Source organism: Citricoccus sp. SGAir0253 (assembly GCF_005877055.1).
Taxonomy (GTDB): Bacteria; Actinomycetota; Actinomycetes; order Actinomycetales; family Micrococcaceae; genus Citricoccus.
In genome coordinates this window covers 435,892-452,521 of the sequence record NZ_CP039424.1, presented here as the reverse complement: position 1 = coordinate 452,521, position 16,630 = coordinate 435,892, and the positions used below count along the sequence as shown (strand labels likewise).

Here is a 16,630-nt window from a genome sequence, read left to right as displayed (position 1 = left end):
ATAAGAGGTGGTTAAGAAAGTTCTGGTCACGGGCGTCCGCCCGCCGGCCGCACCCGTCCACCCCCGAGCACAGGAGGACCCCGTGCCCCTGCCCCGCGTCCCGGCCACCCCGCGGGCCGGCCGCCGCATCCGCCGGCGCCTGCTGGCCCTGCAGGTGGCGATCGTGCTGTTCACGGTGCTGGCCGTGGCCGCCGTCGTGCTGCGCGTGGAGGACCAGCGCACCCGGGACCTGGCCTTCGAGGAGGTGGACACCGTCGCCACGGAGATCGCCGCCCACCCGGAGGTGATCGCCGCCGTCAACGCGCCGGACGCGGTCGAGCGCATCCAGCCGATCGCGCACCTGGCCGAGCGGGCCGCGGGCGTGGCGTTCGTCGTCGTGGTCGACCGGGACGGGCTGCGCGTGGCGCACCCGGACCCGGAGCTGATCGGGCGGCCGGTGTCCTCGGACCACGGGCCGATCCTCAGCGGCGAGACCTTCCGTGGCGTGGAGGAGGGCCCCGTGGGGGTGACCCTGCGCTCCAAGGTGCCCATCCGGGACGGGGACACCGTGGTGGGCAGCGTGTCCGTGGGCATCCTGCAGTCGGACATCCGCGCGGACCTGCTCGAGGTGGTGCTCGGCTTCGCCCCGTGGGTGCTGGCCGCCGCAGGTCTCGGCACCGCCGGCGCCGCCCTGGCCTCGCGCTACGTGCGCCGGCGGATCTACGGCGCCGAGCCCGAGGAGATGGCCGCGCTGCAGCAGTCCCGGCAGGCGCTGCTGCACAGCGTGGGCGACGGCGTCATCGGCGTGGACGGGCACGGCACCGTCACCCTGGCCAACGACGAGGCCCGCCGCCTGCTCGGGGTGACCGGGGACGTGGAGGGCCGTCCGGCCGCCGAGGTGCTCGAGCCGGACGTGGCCGCCCTGCTCGTCTCCCCCGCCGCCCCCGAGGACACCCCCGGCTTCGTGCTCGCCGGCGAGCGCATCCTGCTCGCCCGCGTGCGCCCCACCGTGGCGGCGGGCCGGCGGATCGGGCGCACCCTGACCCTGCAGGACCGCACCGAGCTGGAGTCCTCCCTGCGCGAGCTCGAGGGCCAGCGCGGCCTCACCGAGGCGCTGCGCTCGCAGACCCACGAGTTCTCCAACCGGCTGCACGTGATCTCCGGGCTGCTCTCCCTCGGTGAGGCCGGGGAGGCGCAGGAGTACATCGCCTCGCTCACCGGCGCCGTCGGCGGCCCCGGGCGCGCCGAGCTGGGCGACGCCTCCCTGTCCGCGCTGGTCGGGGCCAAGGCCGCGGCGGCGCGGGAGGCCGGGGTGGAGCTGGAGGTGGCGCCGGAGACGGCGGACGGTGACGGTGGCGCGGGCGCGCTCGGTTCCGGTGGAGACGGAGAGGGCGCGGGCCCGGGCGAGGCGCCCGCCTGCGCGGTGGAACCGGGCTGGAAGGCCGACGACGACGCCCTCACCGTGGTGGCCAACCTCCTGACCAATGCGATCGAGGCCGCGGGCGACGGCGGCCGGGTGCGCCTCGCGGTCCGCGCCGGCGAGCGCGGGGTGGCGGTCACCGTGGACGACTCCGGACCCGGCCTGGACCCGGCCGCGGTGGACCGGCTGTTCCGCTGGGGCGAGTCGACGAAGCAGGGCGCCGGCCCCGTCGGCGGGCGCGGCGTCGGCCTGGCCCTCGTGGACCGGATCGTGCGACGGCGGCGCGGCCGGGTCGTCGTCGGCACCTCGCCGCTGGGCGGGGCCCGGTTCCACGCCGCGTGGCCGGGCGAGAATGGCGGGGAGGGCAAGAGCGCCGCGCTGGCGCACGGCGAGAGGAGAGGCGGATGATCCGCACGCTGATCGTGGACGACGACTTCGCGGTGGCGGGCATGCACCGCCGCTTCGTGGAGGCCCTGGAGGGCTTCGAGGTGGCCGGCGTGCTGGAGCGCGGCCTGCCCGTGGCGGGATTCCTCGCCGAGCACGAGGTGGACCTCGTGCTGCTGGACGTCCACCTGCCCGACCGCAGCGGCGTGCAGGTGCTGGAGGACCTGCGGGCGGCCGGATCGGACGTCGCGGTCATCATGGTGACCGCCGCGAGCGAGCGGGACACCGTCCGCCGGGCCGTGGGCCACGGCGTGGACGGCTACCTCGTGAAGCCCTTCAGCCGGGACGAGTTCAACGACCGGCTGCTCGCCTTCGCGGCGCTCTACGCCGAGCCCGCCGGCGCCGAGCAGGACACCCTCGACGGCGGGGAACTCGACCAGGCGGAGATCGACCGGCTCGTGCGCGGAGCCGCCGGGCTGCCCCCGCGGGAGGGCGGGGCCGCCGTCGCCGGGACCGGGACCGGCGCGCCCGGTGATACAGCCGGCGCGTCCGGCGCCACCCTGCCCACCCGACTGCCCAAGGGCTTCTCCGCCCCGACCCTGCGCCGCGTGGCGGACGCCCTGCGGGAGGCGGGGGCCGGCGTCGACCGCTCGGCCCGGGAGGTGGCCGAGGCCTGCGGGATCTCCCGGGTCAGCGCGCGGCGCTACCTGGACCTGATGGCCGGCCACGGGCTGGCCGAGCTGCGCCCCCGCTACGGGGCCACCGGCCGCCCGGAGCACCGCTACGTGTGGACGGGCGGCTGACCCACCCCCGGCACCACCGCTGATACGGTCGGGGCAACGACGCTGGGAGGCCGGAACCATGCACCACGCCGGGGGGCTGCCGCCCGTGGAGTACGCCCACCTGCTGGGCGCCGGACGGGACGGCCTCCGGCAGTGGTCCGGGCGGCTCCTCGACCACGCCGGGGCGGCGCCCCGGACGACGCCGTCCGTCGTCAGCGACCCGGCACCGGGGGTGCGGCTCCACGCCTACCCCGCCTCCGACGCGGGGTCGCGATCGAGCCCGGCACCGGAGGCCGGCCCTCCCGTGCTCCTGGTCCCGGCGCCGATCAAGCGGCACTACATCTGGGACCTGGAACCCGCGGTCAGCGTGGTGGCCGCCTGCCACTCCGCCGGGCTGCGGGTCTTCCTCGCCGAGTGGACGGAGCCCGGGACGGACCAGCAGCACTGGGGGCTCGAGCAGTACGCGGACACCCTCCTGCTGGCCTGCACCCGGGAGGTGCTCCGCCAGACGGGCGCGGCGAGCGTGGCCCTGGCCGGCCACAGCCTCGGCGGCACCCTGGCCGCGATCTTCTCCGTCCGCCGTCCGGAACTCGTGGCCGGCCTCGTGCTGCTCGAGGCACCGGTGCACTTCGGCGCCGACGCCGGCGCCCTGGCCCCCGTGGTGGCCGCCGCCCCGCACGCCGGCTGGCTGCGCCCGCGGCACCGCGGCGTGCCCGGGTCGTTCCTGGACCTGGTCAGCGCCTCCGCGTCGCCCCGGGAGTTCGGCCTCGAGCCCTACCTCGACCGGGCCGCCAGCCTGGCGAACCCGACCCGGCTGGCCACCCACTGGCGCGTGCAGCGATGGATGCTGGACGAATTCGCGATGCCGGGGCAGCTGTTCGAGGACGTCGTGGAGCACCTGTACCGGCGCGACGAGCTGATGGGCGGCACCCTGGCCGTGGCCGGAGAACGGGTCGGCCCGTCCCGGCTGACGGCCCCGTTGCTGAGCGTCGTCGATCCCCGCAGCAGCATCGTCCCGCCCCGCTCGATCCTGCCCTTCCACGACGCGGCGGCGAGCACCGGCAAGCGGGTGCTGCGCTACCGCGGCGACATCGGCGTCGGCCTCCAGCACGTCGGCGTCCTCGTCGGACGCTCGGCACACCGCGAGCTGTGGCCGGAGATCCTGCGCTGGATGACCGGCGTGCGCGCGGCCGAGCGGTAGGCCCCCCGCCCCATCATCCCTTGACGCGACTGTGCACGACTGTATACATTCGTGCACAACATCACGCCGACGCCCCGACGCGCCACGACCGGAAGGCACCCCATGACCACCTCCGCACCCGAGACCACCCGCGAGGACCAGCACGCCCTGGACGCCGACGTCATCGTCGTCGGCGGGGGCAACGCCGCCTTCACCGCCGCCCACGCCGCCGCCGTCCGCGGACGGAAGGTGCTGCTGCTGGAGAAGGCGCCGCAGGACGAGTTCGGCGGCAACAGCTACTACACCGCCGGCGCCACCCGGATCGCCCACGGCGGCCTGGAGGACCTGGCCGACCTCGTGGAGCCGGACGAGCGCCACGCGGTCACCGTGGTCCCGCCCTACTCCCCCGAGGACTACGCGACTGACCTGGCCCGCGTCACCGAGGGCCGCAACGACCCGGACCTGACCGACGCCCTCGTGCACGAGGCCGCCCCGAACCTGCGCTGGCTGAAGTCGCTGGGCCTGAAGTACCGCCTGATGTACGAGCGCCAGGCCTACCAGCGCGAGGACGGCTCCTACCTGTTCTGGGGTGGGCTGCACGTGGGCAACGTCGGCGGCGGCGAGGGCCTGATGCACGACCACCTCGCCGTGGCCCGGGAGCTGGGCACCGAGGTCCGCTTCGGCCAGGACGTCTGCGGCCTGGTCGTCGAGGACGGCGCCGTGCGCGGCGTGCAGGTCCGCCAGCCGGACGGCACGGTGACCGAGCTGCGCGCCGAGTCCGTGGTGCTGGGCGCCGGCGGCTTCGAGTCCAGCGCCGAGTGGCGCCGCGAGCACCTCGGCGAGGGCTGGGAGAACGCCAAGGTGCGCGGCACCCGCTTCAACAACGGGGACATGATCGCCGCCGGGCTGGCCATCGGCGCGCAGAAGGCCGGCGACTGGTCCACCTGCCACTCCACCCAGTGGGACGCCTTCACCCCGGACAACGAGTCCAACCGCGAGCTGACCAACCGGCTGACCCGCCAGTCCTACTTCCTGGGCATCATCGTCAACACCGAGGGCAAGCGCTTCGTGGACGAGGGCGAGGACTTCCGCAACTACACCTACGCCAAGTTCGGCCGCGAGATCCTCAAGCAGCCCGGCTCGGTCGCCTTCCAGGTATTCGACGCGAACCTCCGTAAGATGCTCCGCACCGAGGAGTACGACATGCCCGGCATCTCCGTGGAGCGGGCCGACACCCTGGCCGAGCTCGCCGAGAAGATCGGCGTGGACGCCCGGACCCTGGAGGAGACCGTGCGCGACTACAACGCCTCGATCGACACCTCCGTGGCGTGGGACCCGACCGTCAAGGACGGCCGCAGGGCCGACACCACCCCGGTGAAGTCCAACTGGGCCACCCCGATCGACCAGGGCCCCTACTACGCCTACGCCGTGACCTGCGGGATCACCTTCACCTTCGGCGGGCTGAAGTCGGACACGCACGGCCGCGTGCTCGACGCCCAGGGCGAGCCGATCCCCGGCCTGTTCGTGTGCGGCGAGATGCTCGGCGGGCTGTTCTCGGCCAACTACCCGGGCGGCTCCGGCCTGGCGGCGGGCGTCGTCTTCGGCCGCCGCGCCGGTACGCTGGCCTGACAGCGCCCGCCTCCCGGCCGTCGTCGTCACCGTGACTCCCTGCGGGGTACGACGGCGGCAGGCGGCACCCAGCGCGGGTCCCGCCCCAGGGGCCCGACGCCGGCCGGTGAGACACAGCGCGGCTCCCGCCCCTGCCCCACCGGGCGGGGGCGGTGCTCGTGCGGGCGGCGCCGGCAGCACGACGAATCCGCAGCAGGAAGGCAGGCCGATGGCAGGGAAGGTGGACGCGTCCGCGATCCATGACGCGCTCAAGGCGGAGATCCTGCGCGGCGAGCACGAGCCCGGCACCCCGTTCCGCGAGGTCTCCCTCGCCGAGCGCTTCGGCGTCTCCCGGACCCCCGTGCGCGAGGCGCTGGGCCGGCTGCAGCAGGAGGGCCTGCTCGAGCGCGGCGGCCGCGGCCTGCAGGTGCGCCGGCTGGACCCCGAGCAACTGATGCAGGTGTACGACCTGCGCATCCTGCTCGAGGGGCAGGCCGCCGAGGAGGCCGCCGCCGCCCGCACCGAGATGGACCTCGTGCGCCTCGAGGGGCTGCTCGCCCGGGACCGGTCGCTGCCGGACCCGGACAACGCCACGCGGCTGACCACGAACGTGGAGTTCCACGAGGCGCTGTGGGCCGCGGCCCACAACCCCATCCTGAGCGACCTGCTGGACCGGCTGGCCACCCACCAGATCCACGCCCCCGTCTCCACGCTGACCCGGCCGGGCCGTTGGGAGCAGTCCCTCGAGGAGCACGCCGCGATCCTGGGGCACCTGCGCGAGCGTGACGGCGCCGCCGCCCGCGAGGCCATGCGCGCGCACATGAGCACCGCCCGGACCCTGCGGCTGGCGATGTTCGCGGACGCGGCGGGGCGGTAGCGGGCTCGGGCCGCGGAGGTCTTGACCACGCCGGCGGCCCGGCCGGATCATCGGCTGGGGGCCGGGGCCGCGTATCATGTGGCAGCCGTCCGGAGCTCCCTCGGCACCCCGTCACCAGGGGGTACGTCCCATGGACATCATCCGCATCCCGGACATCACCCCGGACCTCACCCCGCTCGTCGGCGGCAAGGCGGCCGGCCCGGGGGCCCTGGTCGCCGCCGGAGAGCGGGTACCGGACGGGTTCTGCCTGACGACAGCCGCCCACCGCGCCGGCACCGTGCCCGAGGACGCCGTCCTGGCGGCCTACGCCCGGCTGGGCGGCGGGCCCGTCGCCGTCCGCTCCAGCGCCACGGCAGAGGACCTGCCGGACGCCAGCTTCGCCGGCCAGCAGGACACCGTGCTCGAGGTGGAGGGAGCGGACGCGCTGTTCGCGGCGATCCGGGCCTGCTGGGAGTCCCCGGGCAGTGAGAGGGCCGTAGCCTACCGGGCCGCGCAGGGGCTGGACCACGACGACCCGGCGATGGCCGTCGTCGTGCAGCGGATGATCGCCCCGGCTGCCGCGGGGGTCATGTTCACGGCCAACCCGCTGACCGGGACCCGCACCGAGAACGTCATCGACGCGGTCCCGGGGAGTCGGCACCGAAGTCGTGGACGGCACCGTGGACTCCGACCACTACGTGCTGCCCGCAGGCGTCCCCGACTTCCGACCCCGGCTGGACGCGACTGTTCCTCACGCTCGGCGGGCTGGTCACGGAGAACGGGTCCACGGTCACCCACGGGCCCACGGTGGCCCGCGAGTACGGCATCCCCGCGGTCACCTGCGTGCCGGACGCCACCACCCGGCTGACCCATGGACAGGTGATCACGATCGATGGGGCTACGGGGACGGTCCGGATACACGAGCCTGACACGAGGCCGGGGGCGGCTCCAGAGGACCGGTACTGACCGACTAGCGCCCCGGCATCAGGTCCCCGTCACCGAACCAGGGCCGGGAGATCATCTCGTACGTCCCGTCGTTGCGCGCGATCGACAGCCACTGGTCCACGTAGTACTTGAGCACCACGTCACCCTGGGGCAGCAGGTACCCCTTCTGGGCGTAGGTGAACGGGTCGTCCGGGTTCGCGGCGCACAGTTCCTCGTTGTCGTGGTCGACGTAGAGCACCTCGGACCGGTCCATGGTGATCACGTCGGCGCGCCCCTCGATGACCTCGTCGAAGATCGACCCCGGACCGTCGTGGGACTTCAACTCGCCCCGGGGGAAGGTGTCCCGGGCATAGTCCTCGAGGGTGCCGCCCTCCGGGAAGATCGAGGTCACGCCCGGCCGGTTGATGTCCTGCACCGTCTGGTACTCCTCCACGTCCTCGCAGCGCACGAGCGGCGTCTTGCCGTCCACCATGGTGTGGGTGGTGAAGAAGGCCTTCTCGGCGCGCTCGGGAGTTCGGTCGATGCCGCCGACCGCGATGTCGCACTTCGCCTGGAAGTCCTCCATCAGGCTCTTCCACTCGGTCTTCACCCACTCGACCTCCACGCCCAGGGTCAGGGCGAGGTCACGGGCCATGTCCACGTCGATGCCGGCGAGCTCACCGGTCTCGTCCTCGACGGCGAAGGGCGGGAAGTCGCCCGTGGTGCAGACCCTCAGGCGGCCGGCCTCCCGGATGGCGGTCAGCCGGGACGCGGGGGCCGCCTCGGCCCCGGCCGCCGATCCACTCTCGTCCACGGACGCCCGGACGTCGCCGGCACAGCCAGTGAGTAGCGCGAGCCCGGTGAGGACGAGGAGTGCGGCGAGACGGCGAGGGGGAGTTCCTTGGGGACTCATGATGCTCCTCACATGGGCGGGAGTGACGTGCCTCATGCTAGGCGGTCACCCGGAGGGTATCCCGGGTGGTCCGTACCCGCTCCCTACGCCCGCGGCAGAGGGTTGACGTGATCCACACCACATGATTGCATCTTTGCAACCTCGTTGCACCTCATGCAACCAATGAAGGGTGGTCCCATGATCGAGAATCCCTCCCCCGCCGCGCCCCGGCCCGGCTCCACGACCAGCTCCACGCAGGACCCGGCAGCCGCCGGCACCCCCTCCCCCTCCGCCGGCACCCAGCCCCGGCCGGAGGAGATCCGCGCCACCCGACGGCGCGTGGTCGCGGCCAGCTTCATCGGCAACTTCGTCGAGTGGTTCGACTACGCCGTCTACGGCTACCTCGCCGTCACCATCACCGCGGTCTTCTTCCCGGACTCCGACCCGCAGACCGGCCTGATGCTCACCTTCGGCCTGTTCGCCATCTCCTTCCTCGTCCGCCCCCTCGGCGGGTTCTTCTGGGGGCACCTCGGCGACCGCGTCGGCCGGCGCACCGCACTGTCCTGGTCGATCCTGCTGATGTCCCTGGCGACCTTCTGTATCGCCCTGATCCCCTCCTACGCCGCCATCGGCCTCTGGGCCCCGATCACCCTGCTGGTGCTGCGCGTGGTCCAGGGCTTCTCCGCCTCCGGCGAGTACGCCGGCGCCTCGGCCTTCCTCGTCGAGTACGCCCCGGCCAACCGGCGCGGGCTGTTCGCCGCCGTCGTCCCGGCCTCCACCGCCACCGGCCTGCTGCTGGGCTCGCTCATCGCCGCGCTGTTGACCGGCCTGCTCGACGGCCAGCAGATGAGCGACTGGGGCTGGCGCCTGCCGTTCCTGCTGGCCGCCCCGATGGGCCTGATCGGCCGGTACATCCGCAACAAGCTCGAGGACACCCCGGTGTTCCGCGAGCTCGCCGAGGAGAACGAGCCGGTCAAGACCCCGGTGTCCGACCTGTTCACGAAGCACTGGCGCGCCCTGCTCATGGCCAGCGGTGCGGTGCTGCTCAACGCCGTGGGCTTCTACGTGATCCTCAGCTACATGCCCACGTACCTCTCCCAGGAGATCGGCCTGGACGAGACCCTGTCCTACATCGCCACCACCGTGGCGCTGCTGACCTACATCGGCTTCATCTTCCTCACGGGCATGCTCTCGGACCGCTTCGGCCGCAAGAAGGTCCTCATCAGCGCCTCGGTGCTGTTCATCGTGATGACCTACCCGGCGTTCGCCCTGCTCGGCACCGGCAGCTTCGTGGTGATCGTGCTGGTGCAGGTCCTCCTGGGCGCCCTGCTGACCCTCAACGACGGCACCCTGCCGAGCTTCCTGGCCGAGATGTTCCCGACCAAGGTCCGCTACTCCGGCTTCGCCGTGTCCTTCAACCTCTCCAACGCCATCTTCGGCGGCACCGCCCCGCTCGTGGCCACCTGGCTCATCGCCACCTCGGGCAGCGACCTCGCCCCGAGCTGGTACCTCATGGCCGCCGCCGCGCTCTCCTTCGTCGCCGTGGCCCTGGCCCCGGAGACGAGCCGCAAGCCCCTGCGCCACGCCTGACCTACCCCGCGCTTTGCGGGCAATAGTCACCGGTGACTTCTGCCCGCAAAGTCCACGGGGTGCGCGGAGCCGGGGGTGCGGCGGTCCAGCAGGGTGGTCGCCGCGCCCCTCTCCCCCCAGCGCCTTCCCCAGCCCCTCCCCCGGCGCACGACGCCGGCGCCCTCCCCTTCCCGGGGCGGGCGCCGGCGTCGTCGTTCGTCCGGTGGGGGCCGGCGTCGGGGCCGTCAGGCCGCGCCGGTCTTCTTCCTCCGCCCCGCGCGGGGCTTGCCCCGGCGCTTCGGGCCGCCCCGGGCGAGGTCGAGCCGCTCGGCGGGCTGGAGCCCGCCGCGGATCCCGTACCGCCCGTGCAGGTTCATCCCCTGCTCCTGGGCCATCGCCTCGGCGAGGCACTCCCGCGCCACGGGGCAGTCCGCACAGATCGCCAGGGCCGCGCGCTTCTCGACCGGGTCCTTGGAGAAGAACAACTCCGTGTCCGCGGGGCTGCACTCGGCGCGTAGCTTCCACTCGTCCGCCGTCTTCCACCGGTCGGAGGGGTGCGCCCCGGCCGCGGCGGGATGGGCGGGCGGACGGCCCGACGCCGGCGCCACCGGGGTGCGCGCAGGCCCGGATCCCTCCGGCCGGGTGGACGGCAGCTTCCCGGGCAGGCGCCGGGCCGTCTCGGCCGGCGGGCGGCCCATGGCGTCCGGTCCGCCCGCCGGGCGGTCCGGTCCCGGTCGCCCGCCCGTCCCGGCCGCCGGACGCGCGGCAGGCGGGGTGGAGGGACGGATCGCGGGCCGGGCCTGCTGCACCACGGCCGCGCGCGGCATCATCCCCGGCGTCGGCTGGTCGGGGACCCGGCCGGCGAACGACATGCCCGGCGCCGAGTCTTCCGGCGAGAGGACCTCGCGGTCGGGGCGGACGGGGGTCCGGACCGGGTCGACGGGCTCGGCACGGTGCCGGTACGCGTCGGCCGCGATGCGGAGCGCGGCATTGATGATGGCCATGACGACGTCACCTCTCCTGGGGCGAGCGATGGTTACATCACGGACTACCGCGGCGAAGCCGCAAAGGTTGCAGGATCCGGGAACGGAATCCCGGAGACGTGCCTCACAGCGCGGCCGGGCCGGCCACGTGGTCGAACACGAGGCTCGTCTGGGTCGTGGCCACCACGGGGTTGGACGAGAGGTGCTCGAGGACGAACTGGCGGATGTGGTCGGTGTCCCGGGCGGTGACGTGGATGATGAAGTCGTCGATGCCGCCGAGGAAGAAGTACTGGGTCACCTCGGGCACCTCCTTGAGCCGCTCGCCGAAGGACGCGATCTGCTGCCGGGCGCCCGGGCGCACGCGGACGCTGATGAGCGCCTCGATGCCCTGGCCGATCGCCTGGGGGTCCACGTCGATGGTGAAGCGGCGGATCACCCCGGACTGCTGGAGGGCCTTCATCCGGGCCAGGCACGTGGAGGGGGCCACGCCGAGGGCCTCGCTCAGCGCCTGGTTGGTCATGCGGGAGTTGTCCCGCAGCAGCTCGAGCAGGCGTCGGTCGAGGTGATCCAGCTCACGGTGCGGCCGCAGATCCTTCGACGCCGCGGCCCCCGCGGGTTTTGCGTGTTCCACAATTCCTCCGATTCCTGCCGTTGTGCCGAATCATCTTCGATTTCCGCGCATCGTTTCCGAGTTAACGCAAGAATATCTGCCCGAAGCGCCCGTTTCTTCGATAAGGATCCCCCATGATCATCTCCGTCCCCCGCGAAGTGAAGAACAACGAGTTCCGCGTGGCCATCACGGTCCCCGGTGTCCATGAGCTCGTCAAGCACGGCCACGAGGTGCTCGTGGAGGCCGGCGCCGGCGTCGGCTCCGGCATCACCGACGAGGAGTACCGCGCGGCCGGGGCGGTCATCGTCGCGGACGCCGACGAGCTGTGGGCCCGCGCCGACCTGGTGCTGAAGGTCAAGGAGCCGGTGGCCTCCGAGTACCACCGCTTCCGCCAGGGCCTGGTGCTGTTCACCTACCTGCACCTGGCCGCCGAGCCGGAGCTCACCCGTGCCCTGCTGGACGCCGGCGTGACCGCGATCGCCTACGAGACCGTGCAGACCGCCGACCGCCGCCTGCCCCTGCTGGCCCCCATGAGCGAGGTCGCCGGGCGCCTGTCCGTGCAGGCCGGCGCCGCCGCGCTGGCCGCCCCGGCCGGCGGCAAGGGCGTGCTGCTGGGCGGCGTGCCCGGCGTGCGCCCGGCCAAGGTCACCGTCCTGGGCGCCGGCATGGCCGGGGCCAACGCCGCGGCCATGGCCGTGGGCATGGGCGCCGAGGTGACCATCCTGGACATCAACGTGGACCGCCTGCGCCAGCTCGACGCCCAGTACGCCGGGCGCCTGAAGACCGTGGTCTCCAACGCGCTGGAGGTCGAGCGCGCCGTCGTCGAGGCCGACCTGGTCATCGGCTCGGTCCTCATCCCGGGCGCCAAGGCCCCCAAGCTCGTCACCGACGCCATGGTCGCCGCCATGAAGCCGGGCAGCGTGCTCGTGGACATCGCGGTGGACCAGGGCGGCTGCTTCGAGAACACCCGTCCCACCACGCACCAGGAGCCCACCTTCCGCGTGCACGAGACGGTGTTCTACTGCGTGGCCAACATGCCCGGCGCCGTGCCGAACACCTCCACGTACGCGCTGACCAACGTGACCCTGCCGTACGCGGTGGCGCTGGCGGACCGGGGCGTCGAGGCCGCCCTGGCCGCGGACCCGGCCCTGGCCGCCGGCCTGAACACCATGGACGGGCACGTGATGCACCGCTCCGTCAGCGAGGCCCACGGCCTGCCGTACCTGGACCGCCGGGAGCTCGTCTCCGCCTGACACCGGTGGCCCGCACCGGGCCCCCGGCGCTCCCCTCGAGGAGGCGCCGGGGGCCTCGGTGCTTAACGTGTCCGTCCGGCATGGTCAGATGGATCCGACCATCAGGGCACCTCCACCGGGCGACGCCGATCGATGGCGTTCCGGGCCGCCCGCCACCACGGCGGCCCCTGACCCGTGAGGACGGTGAGCCTGCTCATGATGGGACCGCACCACGCGGCCTGCGGTGCCGCGGCGTGGGTGCTGATCGCCGCGGACGGCGCCCTGCCGCTGGGACCGCTGGCCGGAGTCGGGCTGCCCGGCCCGGGCGGCGAGGCACTGCTGACCCTGCCCGCGGCCATCCCCCTCGGTTTCGGCCTGCTGCCCGGGATCACGGACGCCGGCGTCCTGGCCGGGGCCGTCATCACGGCCGGGGCCGCCCTGCTGCCGGACGCCGACCACCGCAGCGCCTCGATCGCCCACTCCCTGCCGCCGGTCTCGGAGTGGCTGTGCGTGGTGCTCGGCCGCGCCGCCGGCGGGCACCGCAACGGCACCCACTCCCTGCTCGGCCTGGCGGCGTTCACCCTCGTGGCCTGGCTGCTCTCCCGGCTGACCCTGACCACGGAGACGCACGTGCTGCAGCTCGGCGCCGGGGTGGGCACCGTGCTGCTGTCCACCTTCGCGGTCAAGGCCCTGCGGTTCATGCCCGACGGCGCCCGGAGGGTCCCGTGGGTGGTGGGGCTGCTCTGCGGGGCCTGGGTGGCCCTGGGCCTCGGGACGGACAACGACTGGTTCGTGCTCGCCGTCGCGCTCGGCGTGGCCGCGCACATCGCCGGGGACATGCTCACCGACGGCGGTTGCAACCCGGTCTGGCCCTTCCGGCTGCGCCGGCCCCGGCAACTCGCCCGCGTCCCGCTGCTGCGGTGCCTGTGGAGCGCCGGCGGCCGGATGAAGGTGCCGGTGCTCGGGTCCACCGGCTCGGTGCGCGAGTGGCTCGTGGCCACGGTGGTCTCCGCGGTCGCCCTCGGCGGGATGATCGGCGCGATCGCCGGGATCGCGGGGCAGGGCGCGCAGGTGCTCGGGCTATGGTGACACCGTGAACGCCACCCCGCCCGCCGCCGTCGGGTCCTTCGTCCAGGCCGCCGGCTTCGTCGCCGAGGAGGTGACGGCCACGTGGGTGCGCGGCCACGCCGACCTCGGCCCGGACCACCACACCGACCAGGGCGTGGTGCACGGCGGGCTCTACGCCACGCTCGTGGAGATCGCCGGCGGGGCCGGGGCCAACGCGGCGGTGGCCGCCCGCGGCGAGTTCGCGGTCGGCGTCCACAATGCCACCGACTTCCTGCGGGCCTCCACCGGGGGCCGCGCCACCGTGACCGCCGAGGCCCTGCACCAGGGCCGCAGCCAGCAGCTGTGGGACGTCGTCATCCGGGACGAGGCCTCCGGCAAGGTGCTCGCCCGCGGCCAGCTGCGCGTGCAGAACCTGCCCCTGCCGGAACGCCCCGAAGACGCCGAGGCCTGAGCCGGCGGGCTTCCACGCCCGGGATGGGCACGTCCCGCCCCGGCGAGGAGGGCCCGGGACCCTGCGTCCCGGAGACGGCCGCCCCGTGAGCCGGGCGGCGTGCGCGGCATAGGATGCGGCCATGGACGAGCAGGGCACGGCCGGACGGATCGTCGCGGACCTCGTGGCGGCCGGGCTGGTCGACCCCGGACGGAGCGATGACGCCCTCGCCGTGGTCCGGCACCGCCTGCCCGCGCCACTGCCTCCCGGGGACCCCGCGGACCGGCGCACCGCCGCGCCCGGGCACGTCCCCGCCGCGCCGCCCGGGCCGGGCCCAGAGCCCGCACGGTCCCCGGCCCGTCGCGGGGCGCCGCGGGTCACGGAGATGATCGCCTACGCGGGGGCCGCGCTCGTCGTCGTCGCCATCATCCTGCTGGGCGCCGAGTACTGGGGCGACCTCACGGCCGCCCAGCGCAGCCTCATCCTCGCCGGCATCGCCCTCGTGCTGCTGGCCGGGGCCCTCACCCTCGTCCGGGTGGCCGGCGGCTCCTGGACCCGCCGGGAGGACCTCGGCCTGCGGATCCGCCTGCTGGCGGGAACCCTCATCACGGCGAGCGCCATCGCCGCGGGCGTGTCCCTGGGCAGCTGGCTGCTGCACGTCCTCTTCCCGCCCCCGGACTACGACGTGCAGAACGTGTCCATGACCGCCGGGGTGGGCCTGGGGCTGGTGATCCTGCTGGCCGGCTACGCCCTCGCCCCCTCCCCCCTGGTCCACCTGGCCCTGGGCTGGGGGACCGTCATGCTCCTCACGGGCCTGTGGCTGGGGCCGGACCGGGAGATCGAGGCCCTGCGCGCCGTGCTGGTCCTGGCCGTGGGCGCCGCGTGGCTGGCCCTCGCCCTGCGGGGCCGGTGGTGGGACGAGCCGGGCCTCGGGGCCGGCGTCGGGTCCCTGCTGCTGTTGTTCGGCGGCCAACTGCTGCTGGCGCTGCGGGACCCGGGCTGGGCCCACGCCGTCACCTTCGGGGTGGCCGTGGCCCTCTTCACCCTCTACTGGTGGCGCGGCTGGTGGGTGCTGCTGGCGGTGGGCGTGATCGCGCTGACGATTTCCGTCACCGAGGCCCTGCTGGAGTGGACCGACGGCTCCCTCGGGGCCGGCGGCGCCGTGCTCGTGGCGGGGCTGGCCCTGCTGGCCAGCGCGGGCGGCGGGTTGCTCCTGCGGGGGCGTCGCGAACGGCGGGCACGGCCGGCCTCGGCGGGATAGGCGCGCGGAGCCGAGGGCAACCACGACGGCGGGGCCACCCGGCCGGGAGGCGCCGCCGCCGATCACAGGATAGATTCGGAGGTCCGGGGAGGAGATGCACCGGGTAGGCCCTCCCCGCCACCAGGAGGGAACGACGATGCGCTTCTCATGGAGGCGGCCACCGGCCGCACCCCGCACGACGACGGGCCCGGGAGGACGACCATGCTGACCCCCACCGCCCGCGGGCCCCTGGGCGAGGCCGTGCTGGAGGCCCTGCGCACGGGGCGCACCGCCGGGCTGGCCGACGCGCCGGCCGCCGACAGCGCCGAGGACGCCCAGCTGACCCTCTGGGCCCTGTACGAGCAGCACTACCGCGGCTTCGAGGACGTCTCCGGCGAGCTCGAGTGGGACCCCCACGTGATCGGCGTGCGCCGGTCGCTGGAGGCGGACTTCGAGCGGCAGCTGCGCGAGCGCGCGCCCCGGTTCCCGGAGCCGGGCAACTTCGCCGAGGACTTCTTCGCGTTCGTGGGCGACCACGACGGGCCCTCCCTCGCCGCCCACCTCAAGCGCGGCGCCACCGAGGACCAGTTCCGCGAGTTCCTGCGGCACAAGACGATCTACCACCTCAAGGAGTCCGACCACACCACGTGGGTCATCCCGCGGCTCTCGGACACCGTCAAGGCCGCCGTGGTGGAGCTGCAGTACGACGAGTACGGCGGCGGCGACCCCAACCGCCTGCACGCCCAGCTGTTCGTGCGCGGCCTGGAGGCCGTGGGGCTGAGCTCCGAGTACGGGGCGTACATCGACGAGGTGCCGCTCGAGGTCCTCGAGCAGAACAACGCGATGTCCCTGTTCGGCCTGAACCGCCGGCTGCGCGCGGCCTCCCTGGGCTTCCTCGCGGCCTTCGAGGCCACCAGTTCCTCGCCCTCGCGCAAGATCGCGCAGGGCATGGAGCGCCTCGGCTTCCCGCCGCAGATGATCGAGTACTACACCGAGCACGTGGAGGCCGACGCCGTGCACGAACAGCTGGCCGTGCGCACGATCTGCGGCGCCCTGCTCGCCGAGGAGCCGCAGCTGCACGACGACGTCTACCTCGGGGCGTTCACGTCCCTGGACCTGGACGACCGCTACGCCGAGCGCATGCTGGGGGCGTGGGCAGCGTGAGCGCGAGCGGGGTCAGGAGCGGTAACGGGGACCATCCGGACGCGTCCGGGCACCCGGACGTCATCCTGTGCCCGGGCGGGCCCATGCTGCTGCGCGGGGAGCACGTGGTCCAGGACGAGGACGGCAACGAGCACCCCACCACGCGGCCGGTCAGCGCCGTCTGCCGGTGCGGGGCCTCGGCGATCAAGCCGTGGTGCGACGGCACGCACAAGGTCGTGCGCCGCCGTCGGGCGGGCTGAGCGCGACGGCGCCCGGCGGGACCCCGCACAGCGCGCCCGCGCTCGGCGAATCGGCTGGGCGGGACGGCGC

The 16,630-nt window shown here is 74.1% G+C and carries 15 protein-coding genes and 2 pseudogenes; 14 read left to right on the top strand and 3 right to left on the bottom strand.

Features of this window, described 5'->3' with window-relative positions:
* Positions 1-82 precede the first annotated feature (82 nt).
* The 7 genes and pseudogenes from E7744_RS02040 to E7744_RS16555 all read left to right on the top strand — a co-directional run.
* Positions 83-1,807 carry an ATP-binding protein gene (locus E7744_RS02040; protein WP_137772680.1) on the top strand — a complete coding sequence of 575 codons (1,725 nt, stop codon included), beginning with the start codon at positions 83-85 and terminating at the stop codon, positions 1,805-1,807.
* Positions 1,804-2,586, top strand: coding sequence for a response regulator (locus tag E7744_RS02035; RefSeq protein ID WP_137772679.1), 783 nt, complete (start codon positions 1,804-1,806; stop codon positions 2,584-2,586). The genes E7744_RS02040 and E7744_RS02035 overlap by 4 nt, the downstream gene beginning before the upstream one ends.
* A 58-nt stretch (positions 2,587-2,644) precedes the next feature.
* Positions 2,645-3,766 (top strand): alpha/beta fold hydrolase, encoded by a 1,122-nt coding sequence (locus E7744_RS02030; RefSeq protein WP_137772678.1) that lies wholly within the window; start codon positions 2,645-2,647, stop codon positions 3,764-3,766.
* A gap of 102 nt (positions 3,767-3,868) precedes the next feature.
* Positions 3,869-5,374, top strand: coding sequence for an FAD-dependent tricarballylate dehydrogenase TcuA (gene tcuA / locus E7744_RS02025; protein WP_137772677.1), 1,506 nt, complete (start codon positions 3,869-3,871; stop codon positions 5,372-5,374).
* A gap of 208 nt (positions 5,375-5,582) precedes the next feature.
* Complete coding sequence (locus E7744_RS02020; RefSeq protein ID WP_137772676.1) at positions 5,583-6,230, top strand: GntR family transcriptional regulator; 648 nt, start codon at positions 5,583-5,585, stop codon at positions 6,228-6,230.
* A 76-nt stretch (positions 6,231-6,306) separates the two neighbouring features.
* Positions 6,307-6,801 (top strand): annotated as a pseudogene (locus tag E7744_RS02015) (PEP/pyruvate-binding domain-containing protein); the annotation flags it as partial.
* 140 nt (positions 6,802-6,941) lie between these two features.
* Positions 6,942-7,175: pseudogene (locus E7744_RS16555) on the top strand (PEP-utilizing enzyme); the annotation flags it as partial.
* Positions 7,176-7,179: 4 nt separating this feature from the next.
* Here E7744_RS16555 and E7744_RS02005 read toward each other — a convergent pair.
* The gene (locus E7744_RS02005; RefSeq protein ID WP_246858509.1) at positions 7,180-7,947 is read right to left on the bottom strand and encodes a transporter substrate-binding domain-containing protein; all 768 of its coding nucleotides are present in this window, start codon (positions 7,945-7,947) and stop codon (positions 7,180-7,182) included.
* A gap of 276 nt (positions 7,948-8,223) precedes the next feature.
* On the opposite strand from E7744_RS02005, the gene E7744_RS02000 reads away from it, so the two are divergent.
* Entirely contained in the window at positions 8,224-9,615 is a 1,392-nt protein-coding gene (locus E7744_RS02000; protein WP_210417144.1) for an MFS transporter, read from the top strand.
* Positions 9,616-9,839: 224 nt separating this feature from the next.
* On the opposite strand, the gene E7744_RS15920 is transcribed toward E7744_RS02000, so the two are convergent.
* Positions 9,840-10,598, bottom strand: a complete 759-nt coding sequence (locus tag E7744_RS15920; protein WP_210417143.1) for a WhiB family transcriptional regulator — start codon at positions 10,596-10,598, stop codon at positions 9,840-9,842.
* A gap of 103 nt (positions 10,599-10,701) precedes the next feature.
* A complete protein-coding gene (locus E7744_RS01990; RefSeq protein ID WP_246858508.1) occupies positions 10,702-11,208 on the bottom strand; it encodes an Lrp/AsnC family transcriptional regulator in 507 nt (168 codons plus the stop codon).
* Between the two features lie 113 nt (positions 11,209-11,321).
* On the opposite strand from E7744_RS01990, the gene ald reads away from it, so the two are divergent.
* From ald to E7744_RS16080, 6 genes are all read left to right on the top strand, one after another.
* Positions 11,322-12,440, top strand: a complete 1,119-nt coding sequence (gene ald / locus E7744_RS01985) for an alanine dehydrogenase (protein WP_137772674.1) — start codon at positions 11,322-11,324, stop codon at positions 12,438-12,440.
* Between the two features lie 183 nt (positions 12,441-12,623).
* Complete coding sequence (locus E7744_RS01980) at positions 12,624-13,508, top strand: metal-dependent hydrolase (protein WP_246858507.1); 885 nt, start codon at positions 12,624-12,626, stop codon at positions 13,506-13,508.
* 4 nt (positions 13,509-13,512) lie between these two features.
* Positions 13,513-13,938 carry a PaaI family thioesterase gene (locus E7744_RS01975; protein ID WP_137772673.1) on the top strand — a complete coding sequence of 142 codons (426 nt, stop codon included), beginning with the start codon at positions 13,513-13,515 and terminating at the stop codon, positions 13,936-13,938.
* A 121-nt stretch (positions 13,939-14,059) separates the two neighbouring features.
* Positions 14,060-15,178 carry a hypothetical protein gene (locus E7744_RS01970; RefSeq protein ID WP_137772672.1) on the top strand — a complete coding sequence of 373 codons (1,119 nt, stop codon included), beginning with the start codon at positions 14,060-14,062 and terminating at the stop codon, positions 15,176-15,178.
* Between the two features lie 201 nt (positions 15,179-15,379).
* Positions 15,380-16,321: an iron-containing redox enzyme family protein gene (locus E7744_RS01965; RefSeq protein WP_137772671.1), complete on the top strand. Its 942-nt coding sequence runs from the start codon at positions 15,380-15,382 to the stop codon at positions 16,319-16,321.
* On the top strand, positions 16,309-16,560 hold the full coding sequence (locus tag E7744_RS16080) for a CDGSH iron-sulfur domain-containing protein (RefSeq protein ID WP_371415369.1): 252 nt from the start codon (positions 16,309-16,311) through the stop codon (positions 16,558-16,560). Before E7744_RS01965 ends, E7744_RS16080 begins: the two co-directional genes overlap by 13 nt.
* Positions 16,561-16,630 lie beyond the last annotated feature (70 nt).